Here is a 15527-nt window from a genome sequence, read left to right on the forward strand (position 1 = left end):
ACGGTGTGCCCGCCGTCGGGCCGGGGCACGGCCAGGGCGGCGGCCGCGGTGACGCCGTCGTGGCCGAGCAGGTCGGCCTCGACCCGGTCGAGGTCGAGGGCGGGGGTGCCGTCGGCGGGGGCGGTCAGCCGGTCGGGGCGGCCGAGCGGTTCGAGGGCGCCGTCGGGGCGGCGGCGGGCGAGCAGGCCGGTGGGGGCGGCGCCGGCGAGGCGCAGTTCGCCGCGCAGTCCGGGGGGCAGTTCGCGCCCGTCCGGGGCGGTGATCCGGGCGGCGAGCCCGGGGACGGGGTGGACGGCGGTCGGCCGGTCGGGGTCGGTGACGGGGCCGGACAGCGCCCAGCCGGCGGTGTCGGGCGTGCCGTGGCCGCCGTGCAGCCGGGCGCCGGCGGCGAGCAGCCGGGCGGCGGTGGCGGCGGACAGTTCGCCGGAGCGGGCGAGCACGGCCGTTCCGGGCCGGTGCGCGGCGGTCTCGGCGGCGAGCCGGGCGGGGGTGCCGGGCGGTACGACGACGACGGCGGCGTCGTACGGGGCGAGGGCGTCGCGCAGGGCGGCGCCGTCGCGGCGGGCCCGGTCGGGCACCGGTACGCAGCGGCCGCCGGCGGTGAGCGCCAGGAAGGTCTCGAACAGTGCCTCGGCGGTGCCGGGCGCGGCGAGGGCCGGTACGGCGGTGCCGGGTCCGACGCCGAGCCGGTCGGCGAAGTGGCCGACGGCGTCGGCGAGTCGGCGGTGGTCGAGCGGGGTGGCGGCGGGTCGGCCGTCGTCGCCGCAGTGGTACAGCAGGCAGGCGACCCCGTCCGGGCTGCCGTCGTACTCGGGCTGCTCCCGGTCGGTCGGTGTCCGGTCGGTCGGTGTCCGGTCGGCCGGTGTCCGGTCGGCCGGTGCGGGGAGTGCGTCGAGCCGGAGCACCGGCGCGGGCCGGTCGGCGGGCGGCCGGACGCCGGCGCCGAGCAGCAGCGCGGCCGGTCGGGCGTGGGCGAGGAGGCGCTCCGTCCAGGACGGGTCGTGGCCGGGGTCGAGCGGGAGGCAGACGGCGCCGGCCCACCAGGTGCCCAGGACGGCGGCGGCGCTCTCGGCGCGGTCGGCGACGACGGCGACGGTGTCGCCGGGGCGCACGCCCGCCGCGGTCAGTGCGGCGCGCACGGCGCCGGCGGTGTCGGCGAGGGTGCGGTCGGCCGGTTCGCGCAGGGCGGCCGGTTCGCGCAGGGCGGCCGGGAGGAGCGGGCGGGCGGGGCCCGGGTCGGCGGGGGCGGTGGCGCGGCGGTCGGCGGCGCTCCAGCCCGCGGTGTCGGCGAGCGGGCGGTCGAGGTCCCGGGCGGCGTCGACCAGCAGGGCGTCGAGGCGTTCCAGCATCGCTTCGACGTCGGGGCCGGCCAGCGCCGCGGAGTGGCGCAGGAGCAGGTCGGGGCGGGTCGGCGAGCCGACCAGTTCCAGGTCGAACTTGCTGTGCGGGTTGTCGACGGTCAGGACCTTCGCGGGCAGGCCGCCGACGGTCAGTTCGACGGCGGGCGCCTCGGGCAGGAAGTTGAACAGGTGCCGGAACAGCTGGGTCTGCCAGGAGGTGCCGATGCCGGGCAGTTGCGCGATCAGCTCGTCCACGGGGGTGTCGGCGTGCGCCATCGCGCCGAGGAAGGCGTCCCGGGCGCGGCGCACCAGTGGCCGGAAGCCTTCGGCGAGGTCGACCCGGAGCCGGATCGGCACCACGTTGACGTGGTAGCCGATCGCCCCGGCGTGCGCGCCGCGGACGTTGACCGGCGAGCCGACCACCAGGTCGGGTCCGGCGCCGTGCGAGACCAGCAGCGCGGCGTACGCGGCGAGCACCACCGCGGCGAGCGGGGAGCGGGTCTCGCGCTGGAGGAGGGCGAGCGCCCGTCCGGCGTCGGCGGAGAGCGGGCGGGCGGCGCTCGCCCCGGTGAGGTCGGGCTGCCGGCCGCGCGGGGTGCCGCACCACAGGTCGAGGCGGTCGGGCCGGAAGCCGTCCAGGGTCCGGTGCCAGTACTCCAGGTCGGCGGGTTTCGGGGCGGGGTCGGCGAGGGCGGGGGCGGGTTCGACGGCCCCGGCGGGCACCGGGCGGCCCGCCGCGAGGGCGTCGTACACGGGGATGAACGCCTGGAGGAACAGGCCGACCGACACCATGTCGAACACCAGGTGGTGGACGGCCACGCAGAGCACGTCGCCGTCGGGGTGCGCGGCCAGGCCGACCCGCAGCAGCGGGCTGCCGTCGAGCGGGAAGGTCCGGTCGGCGAAGGCGGTCAGGTCGGCCGCCAGCGGGCCGCCGGTCAGCGGCAGCGGTTCGACGTCCACGACGAAGCGCTCGGCGGGGACGACCTCCTTGTGCAGTTCGGCGCCGGCGGCCCGGTAGACGGTCCGCAGCACCTCGAACCGTCCCGCGACGACGGCCAGCGCGGCCCGCAGCGCGTCCGGCCGCAGCCGGCCGGCCACCTGGAGACCCAGTCCCAGGTTGTTCACCCCGGTGCCGGGGGCCAGCTGCTCCAGCAGCCAGAGGGCCTTCTCCTTGGTCGAGGTCTCCATGGCGGTATCAGAGTCCGGCGTCGGCGCGCAGGACGCGGACGGTGGAGTCGTCGCGCAGCAGGTCGACGTGGCCGATCTCCAGCTCGATCCGGCGGCCCAGCCACTTGACGGCGTTGGCGACGGTGGCCGCGCCGGTGCGCTCCAGTTCGGCGTAGTCGGAGGAGGTGACGGCCAGCGAGTCGCCCCAGGACCGGCTGGGGTCGATCTGGGAGGCGGCGGACAGCCAGGTCATGTACGACTCGAAGAGCCGGACGACCTCGTCCCGGCGGGCGTCGGCGAGGCCGATCCGTCCGAACGCGACGGCGGCCATCTCGCGGTACAGGCCGACGATGTCGACGGCCGCGTCCAGCAGGCCGATGCCCGGCCTGCCGACGATCTCGGCGGCCCGCCGCTTGGCGTCGGCGGCCTCCTCGTCCTTGAAGACCGGGCCGGCCAGGCCGATCATCTTGTGGATCTCGGACTCCAGCAGCTGCAGGTCGGTGACCTGGGCGTCGAACAGGATCACCTTGGGCGCGGTGCCCTGGCGCTCGGCCAGCCGCCCGGCGATCTCCCCGGCGTAGACGCCGCCGACGCAGTAGCCGAGCACGGCCACCACCTCGTAGTCGTCCCAGTGGCCGTCGCGCAGCCAGAAGTCGGTGTAGTAGTCGCCGGACGGCCGGTCGGCCAGCCGGACCGGCGGGGGCGTGGTCTGCAGGAAGCCGTGACCGGCCCACTCGGCGCCCATCCCCGCGGCCAGGTCCTCGAAACCGGCCTCGCGGCGCCCGGCCGCCGGGAAGTCGACGCCGAGGATCAGGGACTTCGACGTGGGGGCGGTGATGACGCTCCAGGCGTTCTCGTTCGGCACTTTCTCATCCCGTCTTCGGATTCGGATGACTGCTTTTCCTGCGGTGCGGGCCGCGGCGGCCCGCGGGGAGAAGGCCCGGCGCGGGCGCCGGGCCGGAATTCCCGGGAACCCTCACCGGTCGGCGTTGCCGTCCCGGAGCGCCTCCGCCATTTCGCCGATCAGGAAGTCGGCGATCCTTTCCGGCAGATAGAGGTCATAGACGAAGCCCTCCGGCAGTGTAAGGCCGGTCAACTCGTTGACGGATTCCCGCAGTTGAACGGCCGTCATGGAGTTCATGCCCATTTCGAAGACATCGCCGTTGGGCCGCACGGAATCCACCGAGGGGTATCCGAGCAGTCCGGCGATCTCCGCGCGCACCAGGTCGAGCAGCAGGCCGCGCCGTTCGTCCTCCGGGCGGTCGGCGAGCTGCCGGAGCCAGTCCAGGTGGCGCGCTCCGGGCCCGTCGACGTCCTGCGGGGCGTCGCCGGGCTCCGGCCGGAGCCAGGCCGACAGCCGGTCCAGCACGCTGCCCAGCGGGGTGTCCGGGCGCAGCGGATCGGCCAGGCCGAGCACGTCGGCGAGCGCGGCGAGGTCCTTGTCCGCCAGGGCGTCCCAGAACCGCCGCTCCCCCGCCGGGTCGGGCCCGGCCCCGGCCGGGTGCCCGGTCCCGGGGGTGCGGGCGGGCGGCTGCGGCCAGTACGGCTGCCGCTGGAAGGCGTACGTGGGCAGGTCCACCCGGCGGCCGCCGCCGACGACGGCGGCCCAGTCCACGGGGATGCCGTGGACGTGCAGGGCGGCCAGGCCCGCGGTCAGCGCGCCCAGTCCGCTCTCGCCGTGGCGGAGCGTGCCGACGGCGGTGGTGCCGGGCCGGCGGCCCTGCTCGTCCAGCGCCCGGGACAGCCCGGCGGTGAGCACCGGATCGGGGCTGACCTCGACGAACGCGGTGTACCCGGCGTCGGCCAGGACGCTCGCCAGCGCGCCCGCCTGCGGGGCCTGCGGGGTGTCGGCGCGCCAGTGGCCGGCGGTGAGCCGCGCGCCGTCCAGCCAGTCCATCGTCCGGGTGGAGAACAGCGGCAGCCCGCCCGCCGCCGGGCGGACGCCGTCGTCCGCCGGGCCGTGGGCGCCCGGCACCGCGAGCCGGGCCGCGTCGTCCGCCGACAGCACGCCGGCGACCTGGGCGGCGGCGATCTCGCCCACGCCGTGGCCGGCGACGGCCGCCGGGTGCACGCCCGCGGCGCGCCACAGCGCGGCCAGCGACACCATCACCGCCCACAGCACCGGTTCGCGGACCTCGGCCCGGTCGAGCGCCGGACCGGCCGGGCCCTCGCGCAGCACCTCGGTCAGCGACCAGGGCGCGTACGGGGCCAGCGCCCGCTCGCAGTCGGCCACGGCCGCCGCGAAGACCGGTGACTCGTCGAGCAGTTCGGGCACCGGGCCGAGCCAGCCGGACGCGCTGCCGGGGAACACGAACACCGCCTTGCGGCCCGGTTCCGCCGCGCCGGTCGGCACGTCCCGGGTGGGCACGCCCGCGGCGGCCACGGCCAGGCCCGCGAGCAGTCCGTCCCGGTCGGCGCCCAGCACCACCGCGCGCCGGTCGAACAGCGTGCGGGTGGTGGCCAGCGACAGCGCGACGTCCACCGGGTCGGCGTCCGGCCGCTCCAGCAGGAACTCGCGCAGCCGGCCGGCCTGCGCCCGCAGCGCCTCCGGGGTCCGCCCGGACAGCACCCACGGCACCGTCGCCGGCGCCGGCCGCCCGGAGACGGCCGGGGCGGCGGTGCGCGCCGGGGCGATGGCGGCCGGGGGGACGGCGGCCGGGGCCGGGGTGGCGGCCGGGGGCTCCTCGACGATGACGTGCGCGTTGGTGCCGCTGATGCCGAACGAGGAGACACCGGCCCGGCGCACCCGCTCCCCCGCCGGCCAGGCCACCGGCTCGGTCAGCAGCCGCACCCGGCCCTCGGTCCAGTCCACGTGCGGGGTCGGCTCGTCCACGTGCAGGGTCGGCGGCAGCAGTCCGTGCTGGAGCGCCAGCACCGCCTTGATCACGCCGGCCATGCCGGCCGCGGCCTGGGTGTGCCCGATGTTCGACTTCACCGAGCCGAGCCACAGCGGCCGGTCCTCCGGCCTCCCCTGCCCGTAGGTGGCGAGCAGCGCCTGCGCCTCGATCGGGTCGCCCAGCTTGGTGCCGGTGCCGTGCGCCTCCACCGCGTCCACCTCGTCCGGCCGCAGGCCCGCGTTGGCCAGGGCGGCGCGGATGACGCGCTGCTGGGACGGGCCGTTGGGGGCGGTCAGGCCGTTGGACGCGCCGTCCTGGTTGGTCGCCGAACCGCGCAGCACCGCCAGCACCCGGTGCCCGTTGCGGAGCGCGTCGGAGAGCCGCTCCACCACCAGCACGCCCGCGCCCTCGGCGAAGCCGGTGCCGTCGGCCGCGGCGGCGAACGCCTTGCAGCGCCCGTCCGGGGCCAGGCCGCGCTGCCGGGAGAACTCGACGAAGGTCCCCGGCGTGGCCATGATCGTCACGCCCGCGGCGAGCGCCATCGAGCACTCCCCCGCGCGCAGCGCCTGCGCGGCCAGGTGCAGGGCGACCAGCGCCGAGGAGCACGCCGTGTCGACCGTCACCGCCGGCCCCTCCAGGCCGAAGGTGTAGGCCAGCCGCCCGGACAGGATGCTGGTCGCGATGCCCGTCATCAGGTGGCCCTCGGCCTCGGCGCCGCCGTACGCCATCACGCTCGTCTCGTAGCCGGAGGTGTAGCCGCCCACGAAGGTGCCGGTGGAGCTGCCGCGCAGCGAGGTCGGCTCGAGACCGGCCCGCTCGAACGCCTCCCAGGAGAGTTCCAGCAGCAGGCGCTGCTGCGGGTCCATGGCGAGGGCCTCGCGCGGCGAGATCTCGAAGAACGCCGCGTCGAACGCGCTGGCGTCCTGCACGAAGCCGCCCGCCCGGGTGTACGAGGTGCCCAGGTGCGCGGCGTCCGGGTCGTACAGGCCGTCGAGGTCCCAGCCGCGGTCGGTCGGGAACGGGGAGATCGCGTCCCGCCCGTCGGAGACCATCCGCCACAGGTCCTCCGGGCCGGTGATCCCGCCCGGGAAGCGGCAGCTCATCCCGACGATCGCGATCGGCTCGTCGTACGCCGCCGCCCCGGTCGGGACCGGCGCGGCCGGGGCCGTCTCCGGGCCCGTGCCGCCGCCCAGCCGACCGCGCAGGTGGCCGGCCAGCACCGCCGGGCTCGGGTAGTCGAACACCAGCGTCGCGGGCAGCCGCAGGCCGGTCGCGGCGGTCAGCCGGTTGCGCAGCTGGACGGCCGTCAGCGAGTCGAAGCCCAGCGCGGTGAACGGCCGGCCCGGGTCGACCGCGTCACCCGAGGAGTGCCCGAGGACGGCGGCGACGTGCGCCCGGACCAGGTCCAGCAGCAGTCGGTCCCCGTCCGCGGCGGGCAGCGCCGCGAGCCGCCGGTGCAGCGAGTCCGCGCCGCCCTCGCCGGAGGCCGCGGCGCTGCGCCGGGCCGGACGGCCCGCGAGCGAACGCCACAGCGGCGGGACGTCGCCGCTGCGGGCGGCCTGGGCGCGCAGCCCCGCGAGGTCGAGCTTGGCGGGGACGAGCACCGCCTCGTCGCCGGCCAGCGCCAGGTCGAGCAGCGCCAGGCCCTCGGCGGCGCTCAGCGCGGCCGTCCCGCGGGTCATCCGGGCCCGGTCGGCGTCGCTGAGCTGCCCGGTGAGCCCGCTGACGCTCTCCCACAGGCCCCAGGCCAGCGAGGTCGCCGGCAGGCCGGCGGCGCGACGGTCGGCCGCGAGGGCGTCCAGGAAGGAGTTCGCCGCCACGTAGTTGCCCTGACCGGGCACCCCGAACGTCGCCGCCGCCGACGAGAACAGCACGAACTCGTCCAGATCACCGGTCAGTTCGTGCAGGTGCCAGGCACCGTCGGCCTTGGGCCGCAGCACCCGGTCCACCCGCTCCGGCGTCAACGACCCGATCGTGCCGTCATCCAGCACGCCCGCCGTGTGCACCACCGTGCGCAGCGGACGGTCGGCGGGAACGCCCGCCAACAGCGCGGCCACCTCGGCGCGCACCCCGGTGTCGCAGGCGACCACCTCGACCGGTGTTCCGGCCCCGGCCAGTTCGGCCGCCAGCACAGCAGCACCAGCGGCCTCCGGACCGGAACGGCTGGTCAGCAGCAGGCCCTCCGCCCGGCCGGTGGCGGCCAGGTGACGGGCCACCAGCCCGCCCAGCGTCCCGGTGCCGCCGGTGACCAGCGCGGTGCCGGCCGCGGCCCGGGGCTGTTCGACTGCCGCGGCGGAGCGGGATGAACGCGTCAGGCGCCGCCCGTACACGGCCTCGCCGCGCACCGCGAGTTCGGGTTCGCCGCTGCCCAGCGCGGCGGGCAGCACGGCGGCGGCGGGCAGGTCGGCGGGCAGGTCGACCAGGACGATCCGGTCGGGGTTCTCGGACTGGGCGGAGCGCAGCAGGCCGCGGACGGCGGCGGCGGGCAGGTCGGCGACCCGCTCGCCGGGCGAGGCGGCCACCGCGCCCCGGGTGACGACCACCAACCGGGCGCCCTCCAGCGCCTCTTCGGCCAGCCAGCGCTGCACCAGGTCGAGCGCCTCACCGGTCGCCCGGCGGGCGGACCGGGCCGCGTCCGCGTCCGCACCGCCGAAGACGGCGGTCAGCACGAAGGCCGGGCTGATCTCCGCCGCCGCGACGGCGGCGGCCAGGGCGGCCAGGTCGGCGAACGCCCGCACCGGGACGCCCACCTCGGCCAGCCCGAAATCGTCGGTGCCGAGCAGCGCCCAGTCACCGGCCGGAGCCTGTGCCCCGGCGACCGGCGCCCACTCGACGGCGAACAGCGCGTCCGCCACGGACGGCCCCGCCGGCTGGAGCTGATCGGCCGTCACCGGGCGGGTGATCAGCGACTCGACCGTGACCACGGGTGCGCCGGTGGCGTCGGCGGCGGCCAGCACCAGGCTGCCCTGCGCGTCGCGGGTCAGCCGGGCCCGCAGGACGGACGCGCCGCCCGCGTGCAGCTCGACGCCCGTCCAGGCGAACGGCAGCCGCACCTCGGCCGGGTCGCCGTCCTCGGCGAGCAGCGAGACGGCCTGGAGCACCGCGTCCAGCAGGGCGGGGTGCAGGCCGAAGGCGCCCGCGTCGGCGGCCACCGACTCCGGCAGCGCGACCTCGGCGAACACCTCAGCTCCGCGCCGCCAGGCGGCCCGCAGGCCCTGGAACGCCGGACCGTAGCCGTACGGCCCCTCGGCCGCGGCCTCGTACCGGCCGATAAGGTCCACCGGCTCGGCGCCGCTCGGGGGCCAGAGCACGAAGTCGTCCTCGACGGTGGCGGGGCTCCCGGCGGGGGCGAGCAGGCCGCTCGCGTGCTGCGTCCAGTCGGACCGCCCGTCGGGCCGGGAGAAAATCTCCACGCCGCGCCGCCCGTCCGCATCGGTGTCGGCCACCACGACCTGCACCTGGACGCCCGAACCGTCGGACGGGAGGACCAGCGGCGCCTGGAGGGTCAGCTCCTCCAACAGGCCGCAACCGACCTGGTCGCCGGCCCGCACGGCCAGCTCGACGAAACCGGTACCCGGCAGCAGCACCGCACCGCCGATCGCGTGATCGGCCAGCCACGGGTGGGTGCGCACGGACAGCCGCCCGGTGCACACCACCCCGGCGCCGCCCGCGAGTTCGACCGCCGCACCGAGCAGCGGGTGACCGACCGCGCCCAGGCCCAGCGACACCGCGTCCCCACCCAGGGACGGCCCGCCCGCCTTCGGCCAGTAGCGCTCGTGCTGGAACGCGTAGGTGGGCAGTTCGACCGGCTCAGCCGCCGGGAGAACCGAAGTCCAGTCCACCGTGGCGCCGTTGACGTACGCCTCCGCCAGCGAGGCGACCAGGCGGGCGGCACCGCCGTCGTCGCGCCGCAGCGTGCCGCACACCGCGGCCGGGACAGCGCCCGGACCGGACTCGGCCGCGACCTCGGCCAGCGTGTCGTTCATCGCGCCCAGCAGCACCGGGTGCGGGGTCACCTCGACGAAGACCTGGTAGTTCTGGCGCGCCAGGGTCCGCACGGCGCGCTCGAAGTCGACGGTGGCGCGCAGGCTCGCGTACCAGTACCCGGCGTCGAGTTCCTCGCCCGTCAGGGTCTCCCCGCTCATCGCGGAGACCATCGGGAACCGGCCCCGACGCGGCGCGACCTGGGCGAGAACCTCGCGGATCTCACCCTCCAGCAGATCCACCTGCGCCGAGTGCGAGGCGTAGTCCACCGCGACCAGCTTGGCGCGCACGCCCTCCGCCTCGAACTCGGCCCGCAACTCCTCCAGCGCCCCGGGCTCGCCCGAAACCACCACCGCCGCAGGCCCGTTGACCGCCGCCAGCGCGACCCGCTCACCGAACCGGACGATCCGCTCCCGCACGGCCTCGGCGGAACGCGCCACCGACAGCATCCCGCCCAGACCCGCCAGCACCTTCAACGACTGCGAACGCAGCGCGACGACCCGGGCGCCGTCCTCCAGCGACAACATCCCGGCGACGGTGGCCGCCGCGATCTCGCCCTGCGAGTGGCCGACCACCGCATCGGGCGTGACACCGGCCGCCTCCCACACCGCGGCGAGCGAGACCATCACCGCCCACAGCGCGGGCTGCACCACATCGGCGGCCTTCAACTCCGGCTCACCGGCCAGCACTTCGTCCAGCGACCAGTCCACGAACGGCTCCAGCGCCGCCGCGCACTGCGCCAGCCGCGCCGCGAACACCGGGCTCACCTCGGCGAGTTCACGCCCCATGCCCAGCCACTGCGAACCCTGGCCGGCGAACGCGAACACCGTCCGCGCCCCCGGCCGGGCCACTCCCGAAACCACCGCGCCCGAGGGCACCCCCGCCGCGAAGGACTGCAGAGCGCCGACCGGATCACCGCCCAGGGCCACCGCGCGGTGCTCGAACGCCGAACGGGTGGTCGCCAACGACCATGCCACACCGGCCGGTTCCAGGTCCGGGTGTTCGACGGACCAGTCCGCCAGCCGCTCCGCCTGGGCCGCCAGGCCCTGCGCCGAACGGCCCGAGACCACCCACGCCGCCGCGTCCGCGACGACCGGCACGGGCCGACCCGGCTGCGCCGACCGCGCCGCCGCCGGCTCCTCGGCCGGGGCCTCCTCCAGCAGGACGTGCGCGTTGGTGCCGCTGATGCCGAACGAGGAGACACCGGCCCGGCGCACCCGCTCCCCCGCCGGCCAGGCGACCGGCTCGGCCAGTAGCGCGACCTCGCCCTCCGTCCAGTCCACGTGCGAGGACGGCTCGTCCGCGTACAGGGTCGGCGGCAGCAGCTCGTGCTGCAAGGCCAGCACCATCTTGATGACGCCCGCAACACCGGCCGCGGCCTGGGTGTGCCCGATGTTGGACTTCACCGAGCCGAGCCACAGCGGCCGGCCCTCCGGCCGGTCCTGACCGTAGGTGGCCAGCAGCGCCTGCGCCTCGATCGGGTCACCGAGCCTGGTGCCGGTGCCGTGCGCCTCCACCGCGTCCACGTCGGCGGCGGTCAGCCGGGCGTTGGCGAGCGCCGCCCGGATGACGCGCTGCTGGGACGGGCCGTTCGGGGCGGTCAGGCCGTTGGACGCGCCGTCCTGGTTCACGGCCGAGCCGCGCACCACGGCGAGCACCCGGTGCCCGTTGCGCCGGGCGTCCGAGAGGCGTTCCAGGACGATCACGCCCGAGCCCTCGGCGAAGCCCATGCCGTCGGCCTCGTCGGAGAACGCCTTGCAGCGGCCGTCGGCGGCCAGGCCGCGCTGCTGGCTGAAGCCGACGATCCCGTCCGGGGTGGCCATCACGGTCGCACCGCCGGCCAGGGCGAGCGTGCACTCGCCGCCGCGCAGCGCCTGCGCGGCAAGGTGCAGAGCGACCAGCGAGGAGGAGCAGGCGGTGTCGACGGTGACGGCCGGGCCCTCCAGGCCGAGCGTGTAGGAGATCCGGCCGGACATCACGCTGGTGGCGAAGCCGGTGGTCAGGTGGCCCTCGGCGCCTTCGCTGCCGGCGGCCAAGCCGAGTCCGTAGGCGGAGGCGAAGCCGCCGACGAAGACGCCGGTGGCGCTGCCGCGCAGGGCGGCGGGGTCGAGGCCCGCGTGCTCCAGGGCCTCCCAGGAGGTCTCCAGCAGCTGGCGCTGCTGCGGGTCCATGGCGAGCGCCTCGCGCGGGCTGATGCCGAAGAAGTCGGCGTCGAAGCCGCCCGCGTCGGTGACGAAGCCGCCCTCCTGGGCGTAGGAGGTGCCGACGCTGTCCGGGTCGGGGTCGTAGAGGCCCTCGAGGTCCCAGCCCCGGTCGTCGGGGAAGCGGGAGATCGCGTCGGTTCCGGTGGCGAGCAGCCGCCAGAGGGTGTCGGGGTCGTTCACGTCGCCGGGGAGGCGGCAGGCCATGCCGACGATCGCGATCGGCTCGTCCGTTCCGGCGGCGGCCGGGGCGGGCAGCAGGGGCGTGGCGGGCTGGTCGTCGTCGCCGACCAGGCGCCCGCGCAGGTGGGCGGCGAGGGCGGCCGGGCTCGGGTAGTCGAAGACCAGGGTCGCGGGCAGCCGCAGGCCGGTGGCGGTGCCGACGCGGTTGCGCAGTTCGACCGCGGTGAGGGAGTCGAAGCCCAGGTCGGTGAAGGCCCGGCCGGGTTCGACGGCGTCGGTGGAGGCGTGGCCGAGCACGGCGGCGACGTGGGTGCGCACCAGGTCGGTGAGCGTCCGCATCCGCTCCGGCTCGGTGAGGCCGGCCAGTCGGCGTTGCAGCGAGTCCGCGCCGGCGGCGCCGGCCGAGGCGGCGCTGCGGCGGCCGGGGCCGGCGGTGACGAGCGTTCGCCACAGCGGCGGGACGTCGCCGCTGCGGGCGGCCTGGGCGCGCAGTCCGGCGAGGTCGAGCCGGGTCGCCACCAGCAGTGCTTCGGGGCGGGCGGTGCCGTGGTCGAGCAGGGCCAGGCCCTCGGCGGCGGTCAGCGCGACGGCGCCGCCGCGGGTCATCCGGGCCCGGTCGGCGTCGCTGAGCTGCCCGGTGAGTCCGCTGACGCTCTCCCACAGGCCCCAGGCCAGCGAGGTCGCCGGCAGGCCGGCGGCGCGACGGTCGGCCGCGAGGGCGTCCAGGAAGGAGTTCGCCGCCACGTAGTTGCCCTGACCGGGCACCCCGAACGTCGCCGCCGCCGACGAGAACAGTACGAACTCGTCCAGATCACCGGTCAGTTCGTGCAGGTGCCAGGCACCGTCGGCCTTCGGCCGCAGCACCCGGTCCACCCGCTCCGGCGTCAACGACCCGATCGTCCCGTCGTCCAGCACGCCCGCCGTGTGCACCACCGTGCGCAGCGGACGGTCGGCGGGCACGCCCGCCAGCAGCGCGGCGATCTCGGCGCGTTCTGCGGTGTCGCAGGCGACCACCTCGACGGGCGTCCCGCCGGTGGCCAGTTCGGCGGCCAGCGCGGCGGCCCCGGCAGCGGCCGGACCGGAGCGGCTGGTCAGCAGCAGGCCCTCCGCCCGGCCGGTGGCGGCCAGGTGACGGGCCACCAGCCCGCCCAGCGTCCCGGTGCCGCCGGTGACCAGCGCGGTGCCCCGGCGGGGGGCGTGCAGGGCGGCGGGGAAGGTCAGCACCAGCTTGCCGGTGTGCCGGGCCTGCTGGACGAAGCGGAACGCCTCGCGGGCCCGCCGGACGTCCCAGGCGCGGACCGGGAGCCGGTCGAGTTCGCCGGTCGTGAGCAGGTCGACGATCCGGCCGAGCATCTCCCCCATCCGTTCGGGCCCGGCCTCGGCCAGGTCGAACGGCCGGTAGTGGACGCCGGGGTGCGCGGCGGCCAGGGCGGCCGGGTCGCGCAGGTCGGTGCGGCCCATCTCGACGAACGTGCCGCCACCGGGCAGCAGCCGCAGCGAGGCGTCCGTCAGTTCGCCCGCGAGGGAGTTGACGACGATGTCGACGCCCCGGCCGCCGGTGGCGGCGAGGAAGTCGGCCTCGAAGTCGGCGCTGCGGGAGGTGGAGACGTGGGCGGCGTCCAGGCCGAGCGCGGCCAGGGCCGGCCACTTGGCGGGGCTGGCGGTGGCGAACACCTCCAGGCCCAGGTGGCGGGCGATCCGGACGGCGGCCATGCCGACGCCGCCCGCTCCCGCGTGCACCAGCACCCGCTGGCCGGGCCGCGCGCCGGCCAGGTCCACCAGCGCGTACCAGGCGGTCATGAACGCCACCGGCACCGACGCGGCGTCCGCGTACGACCAGCCGTCCGGTATCGCGACCAGCTGGCGGGCGGCGGTGACCACGGTCGGGCCGAAGCCGCCGGCGGCGACGCCCACCACCCGGTCGCCGGCCGCCAGGCCCTCGACACCGGGGCCGGTTTCGAGCACCGTGCCGGCGATCTCGCCGCCCATCAGGCCGCCGCCCGGGTACATGCCCAGGGCGATCAGCACGTCGCGGAAGTTCAGGCCGGCCGCCCGGACGGCGACCCGGACCTGTCCGTCCTCCAGCGGCTGCGCCGCCCACGGCGCGGGCGCCGCCGTCAGGCCGTCGAGCGACCCGTCCGGGTCCGGCTCCAGCCGCCACGGGCCGTCGGGCACCGGCAACTCGCCTGCGGGGCGGGCCAGTCGGCGGCCGTACACGCTGTCGCCGCGGACCGCGAGCTCCGACTCGCCGCTGCCCAGCGCGGCGGGCAGCACGGCGGCCCGCGCACCGGCGGGCAGGTCGGCCAGGACGATCCGGCCGGGGTTCTCGGACTGGGCGGAGCGCAGCAGGCCCCAGACGGCGGCGGCGGGCAGGTCGGCGACCCGCTCGCCGGCCGAGACGGCCACGCCGCCCCGGGTGACGACGATCAGCCGGGCGTCCGCCAGCCGCTCCTCGGCCAGCCATTGCTGCACCAGGTCGAGCGCCTCGCCGGTGGCCCGGCGGGCGGCCTCGGCGGGGGTGCCGTCCGGGCCGCCCCCGAGGACGGCCACGACGTGGGCGGGCTCGTCCCGGCCCGCCTCGACGGCGGCGGCCAGTTCGGCCAGGTCGGCGTACGCCCGGACCGGGACGCCCGCCTCGGCCAGCCCGGGATCGTCGGTGCCGAGCAGGGCCCAGTCACCGGCCGGGGCTTCGCCGGGGGCGATCGCCGCCCACTCGACGGTGAACAGGGCGTCGGCCGCCACCGAGGCGGCGGAGTCGAGCTGTTCGGCCGTCACGGACCGGGTGGTCAGCGACTCGACCGTGATCACGGGTGCGCCGGTGGCGTCGGCGGCGGCCAGCACCAGGGCGCCCCGGGCGTCGCGGGTCAGCCGGGCCCGCAGAACGGCGGCGCCGCCCGCGTGCAGTTCGACGCCCGTCCAGGCGAACGGCAGCCGCACCTCGGCCGGGTCGCCGTCCTCGCCGCCGAGCAGGCCGCCGGCTTGGAGCACGCCGTCCAGCAGGGCGGGGTGCAGGCCGAAGGCGCCCGCGTCGGCGGCGACCGTGTCGGGCAGGGCGACCTCGGCGAACAGCTCCGGGCCGCGCCGCCAGACGGCCCGCAGGCCCTGGAACGCCGGACCGTAGCCGTACGGGGTGTCGGCCAGTGCCGCGTACAGGCCGCTGACGTCCACCGGCTCGGCGCCGCGCGGGGGCCAGAGCACGAAGTCGTCCTCGGCGGTGGCCGCGTCCCCGGCGGGGGCGAGCAGGCCGCTCGCGTGCCGCGCCCAGTCGGGTTCGCCGTCGGGCCGGGTGAAGATCTCGACGGTGCGCCGCCCGTCCGGGGCCGGGGCCGCCACGACGACCTGCACCTGGACGCCCGAACCGTCGGCGGGCAGCACCAGCGGGGCCTGGAGGGTGAGTTCCTCCAGGCGGGAGCAGCCGACCTGGTCGCCGGCCCGGACGGCCAGTTCGACGAAGCCGGTGCCGGGCAGCAGCACGGAGCCGCCGACGGCGTGATCGGCCAGCCACGGGTGGGTGCGTACGGACAGCCGCCCGGTGCACACCACCCCGGCGCCGCCCGCGAGTTCGACCGCCGCGCCGAGCAGCGGGTGGCCGACCGCGCCCAGGCCCAGCGACACCGCGTCGCCGTCCAGCGCGGGGACGGCGGCCGGGGGCCAGAACTGCTCGTGCTGGAAGGCGTACGTCGGCAGTTCGGTCAGCTCGGCGGTCGGGAGGACCGAAGTCCAGTCCACCGGGGCGCCGTTGACGTACGCCTCGGCCAGCGAGGTCAGCAGGCGGGTCGCGCCGCCGTCGTCGCGGCGCAGCGTGCCGCAGACGG

3 protein-coding genes are annotated in these 15527 nt (G+C 77.2%); all 3 read right to left on the reverse strand.

All coding sequences use genetic code 11. The annotated features are described in order from the left end of the window. Positions 1-2528: condensation domain-containing protein (locus ACFUEL_RS19400; protein WP_380237584.1), on the reverse strand; the 2528-nt coding region annotated here is incomplete at its 3' end. Between the two features lie 7 nt (positions 2529-2535). After that, positions 2536-3372: a hypothetical protein gene (locus ACFUEL_RS19405; protein ID WP_380237585.1), complete on the reverse strand. Its 837-nt coding sequence runs from the start codon at positions 3370-3372 to the stop codon at positions 2536-2538. A 111-nt stretch (positions 3373-3483) separates the two neighbouring features. Next, positions 3484-15441: an SDR family NAD(P)-dependent oxidoreductase gene (locus ACFUEL_RS19410; RefSeq protein ID WP_380237586.1), complete on the reverse strand. Its 11958-nt coding sequence runs from the start codon at positions 15439-15441 to the stop codon at positions 3484-3486. Between the last annotated feature and the right edge of the window lie 86 nt (positions 15442-15527).

It is taken from the genome of Kitasatospora sp. NPDC057198 (assembly GCF_042670125.1).
Taxonomy (GTDB): Bacteria; Actinomycetota; Actinomycetes; order Streptomycetales; family Streptomycetaceae; genus Kitasatospora.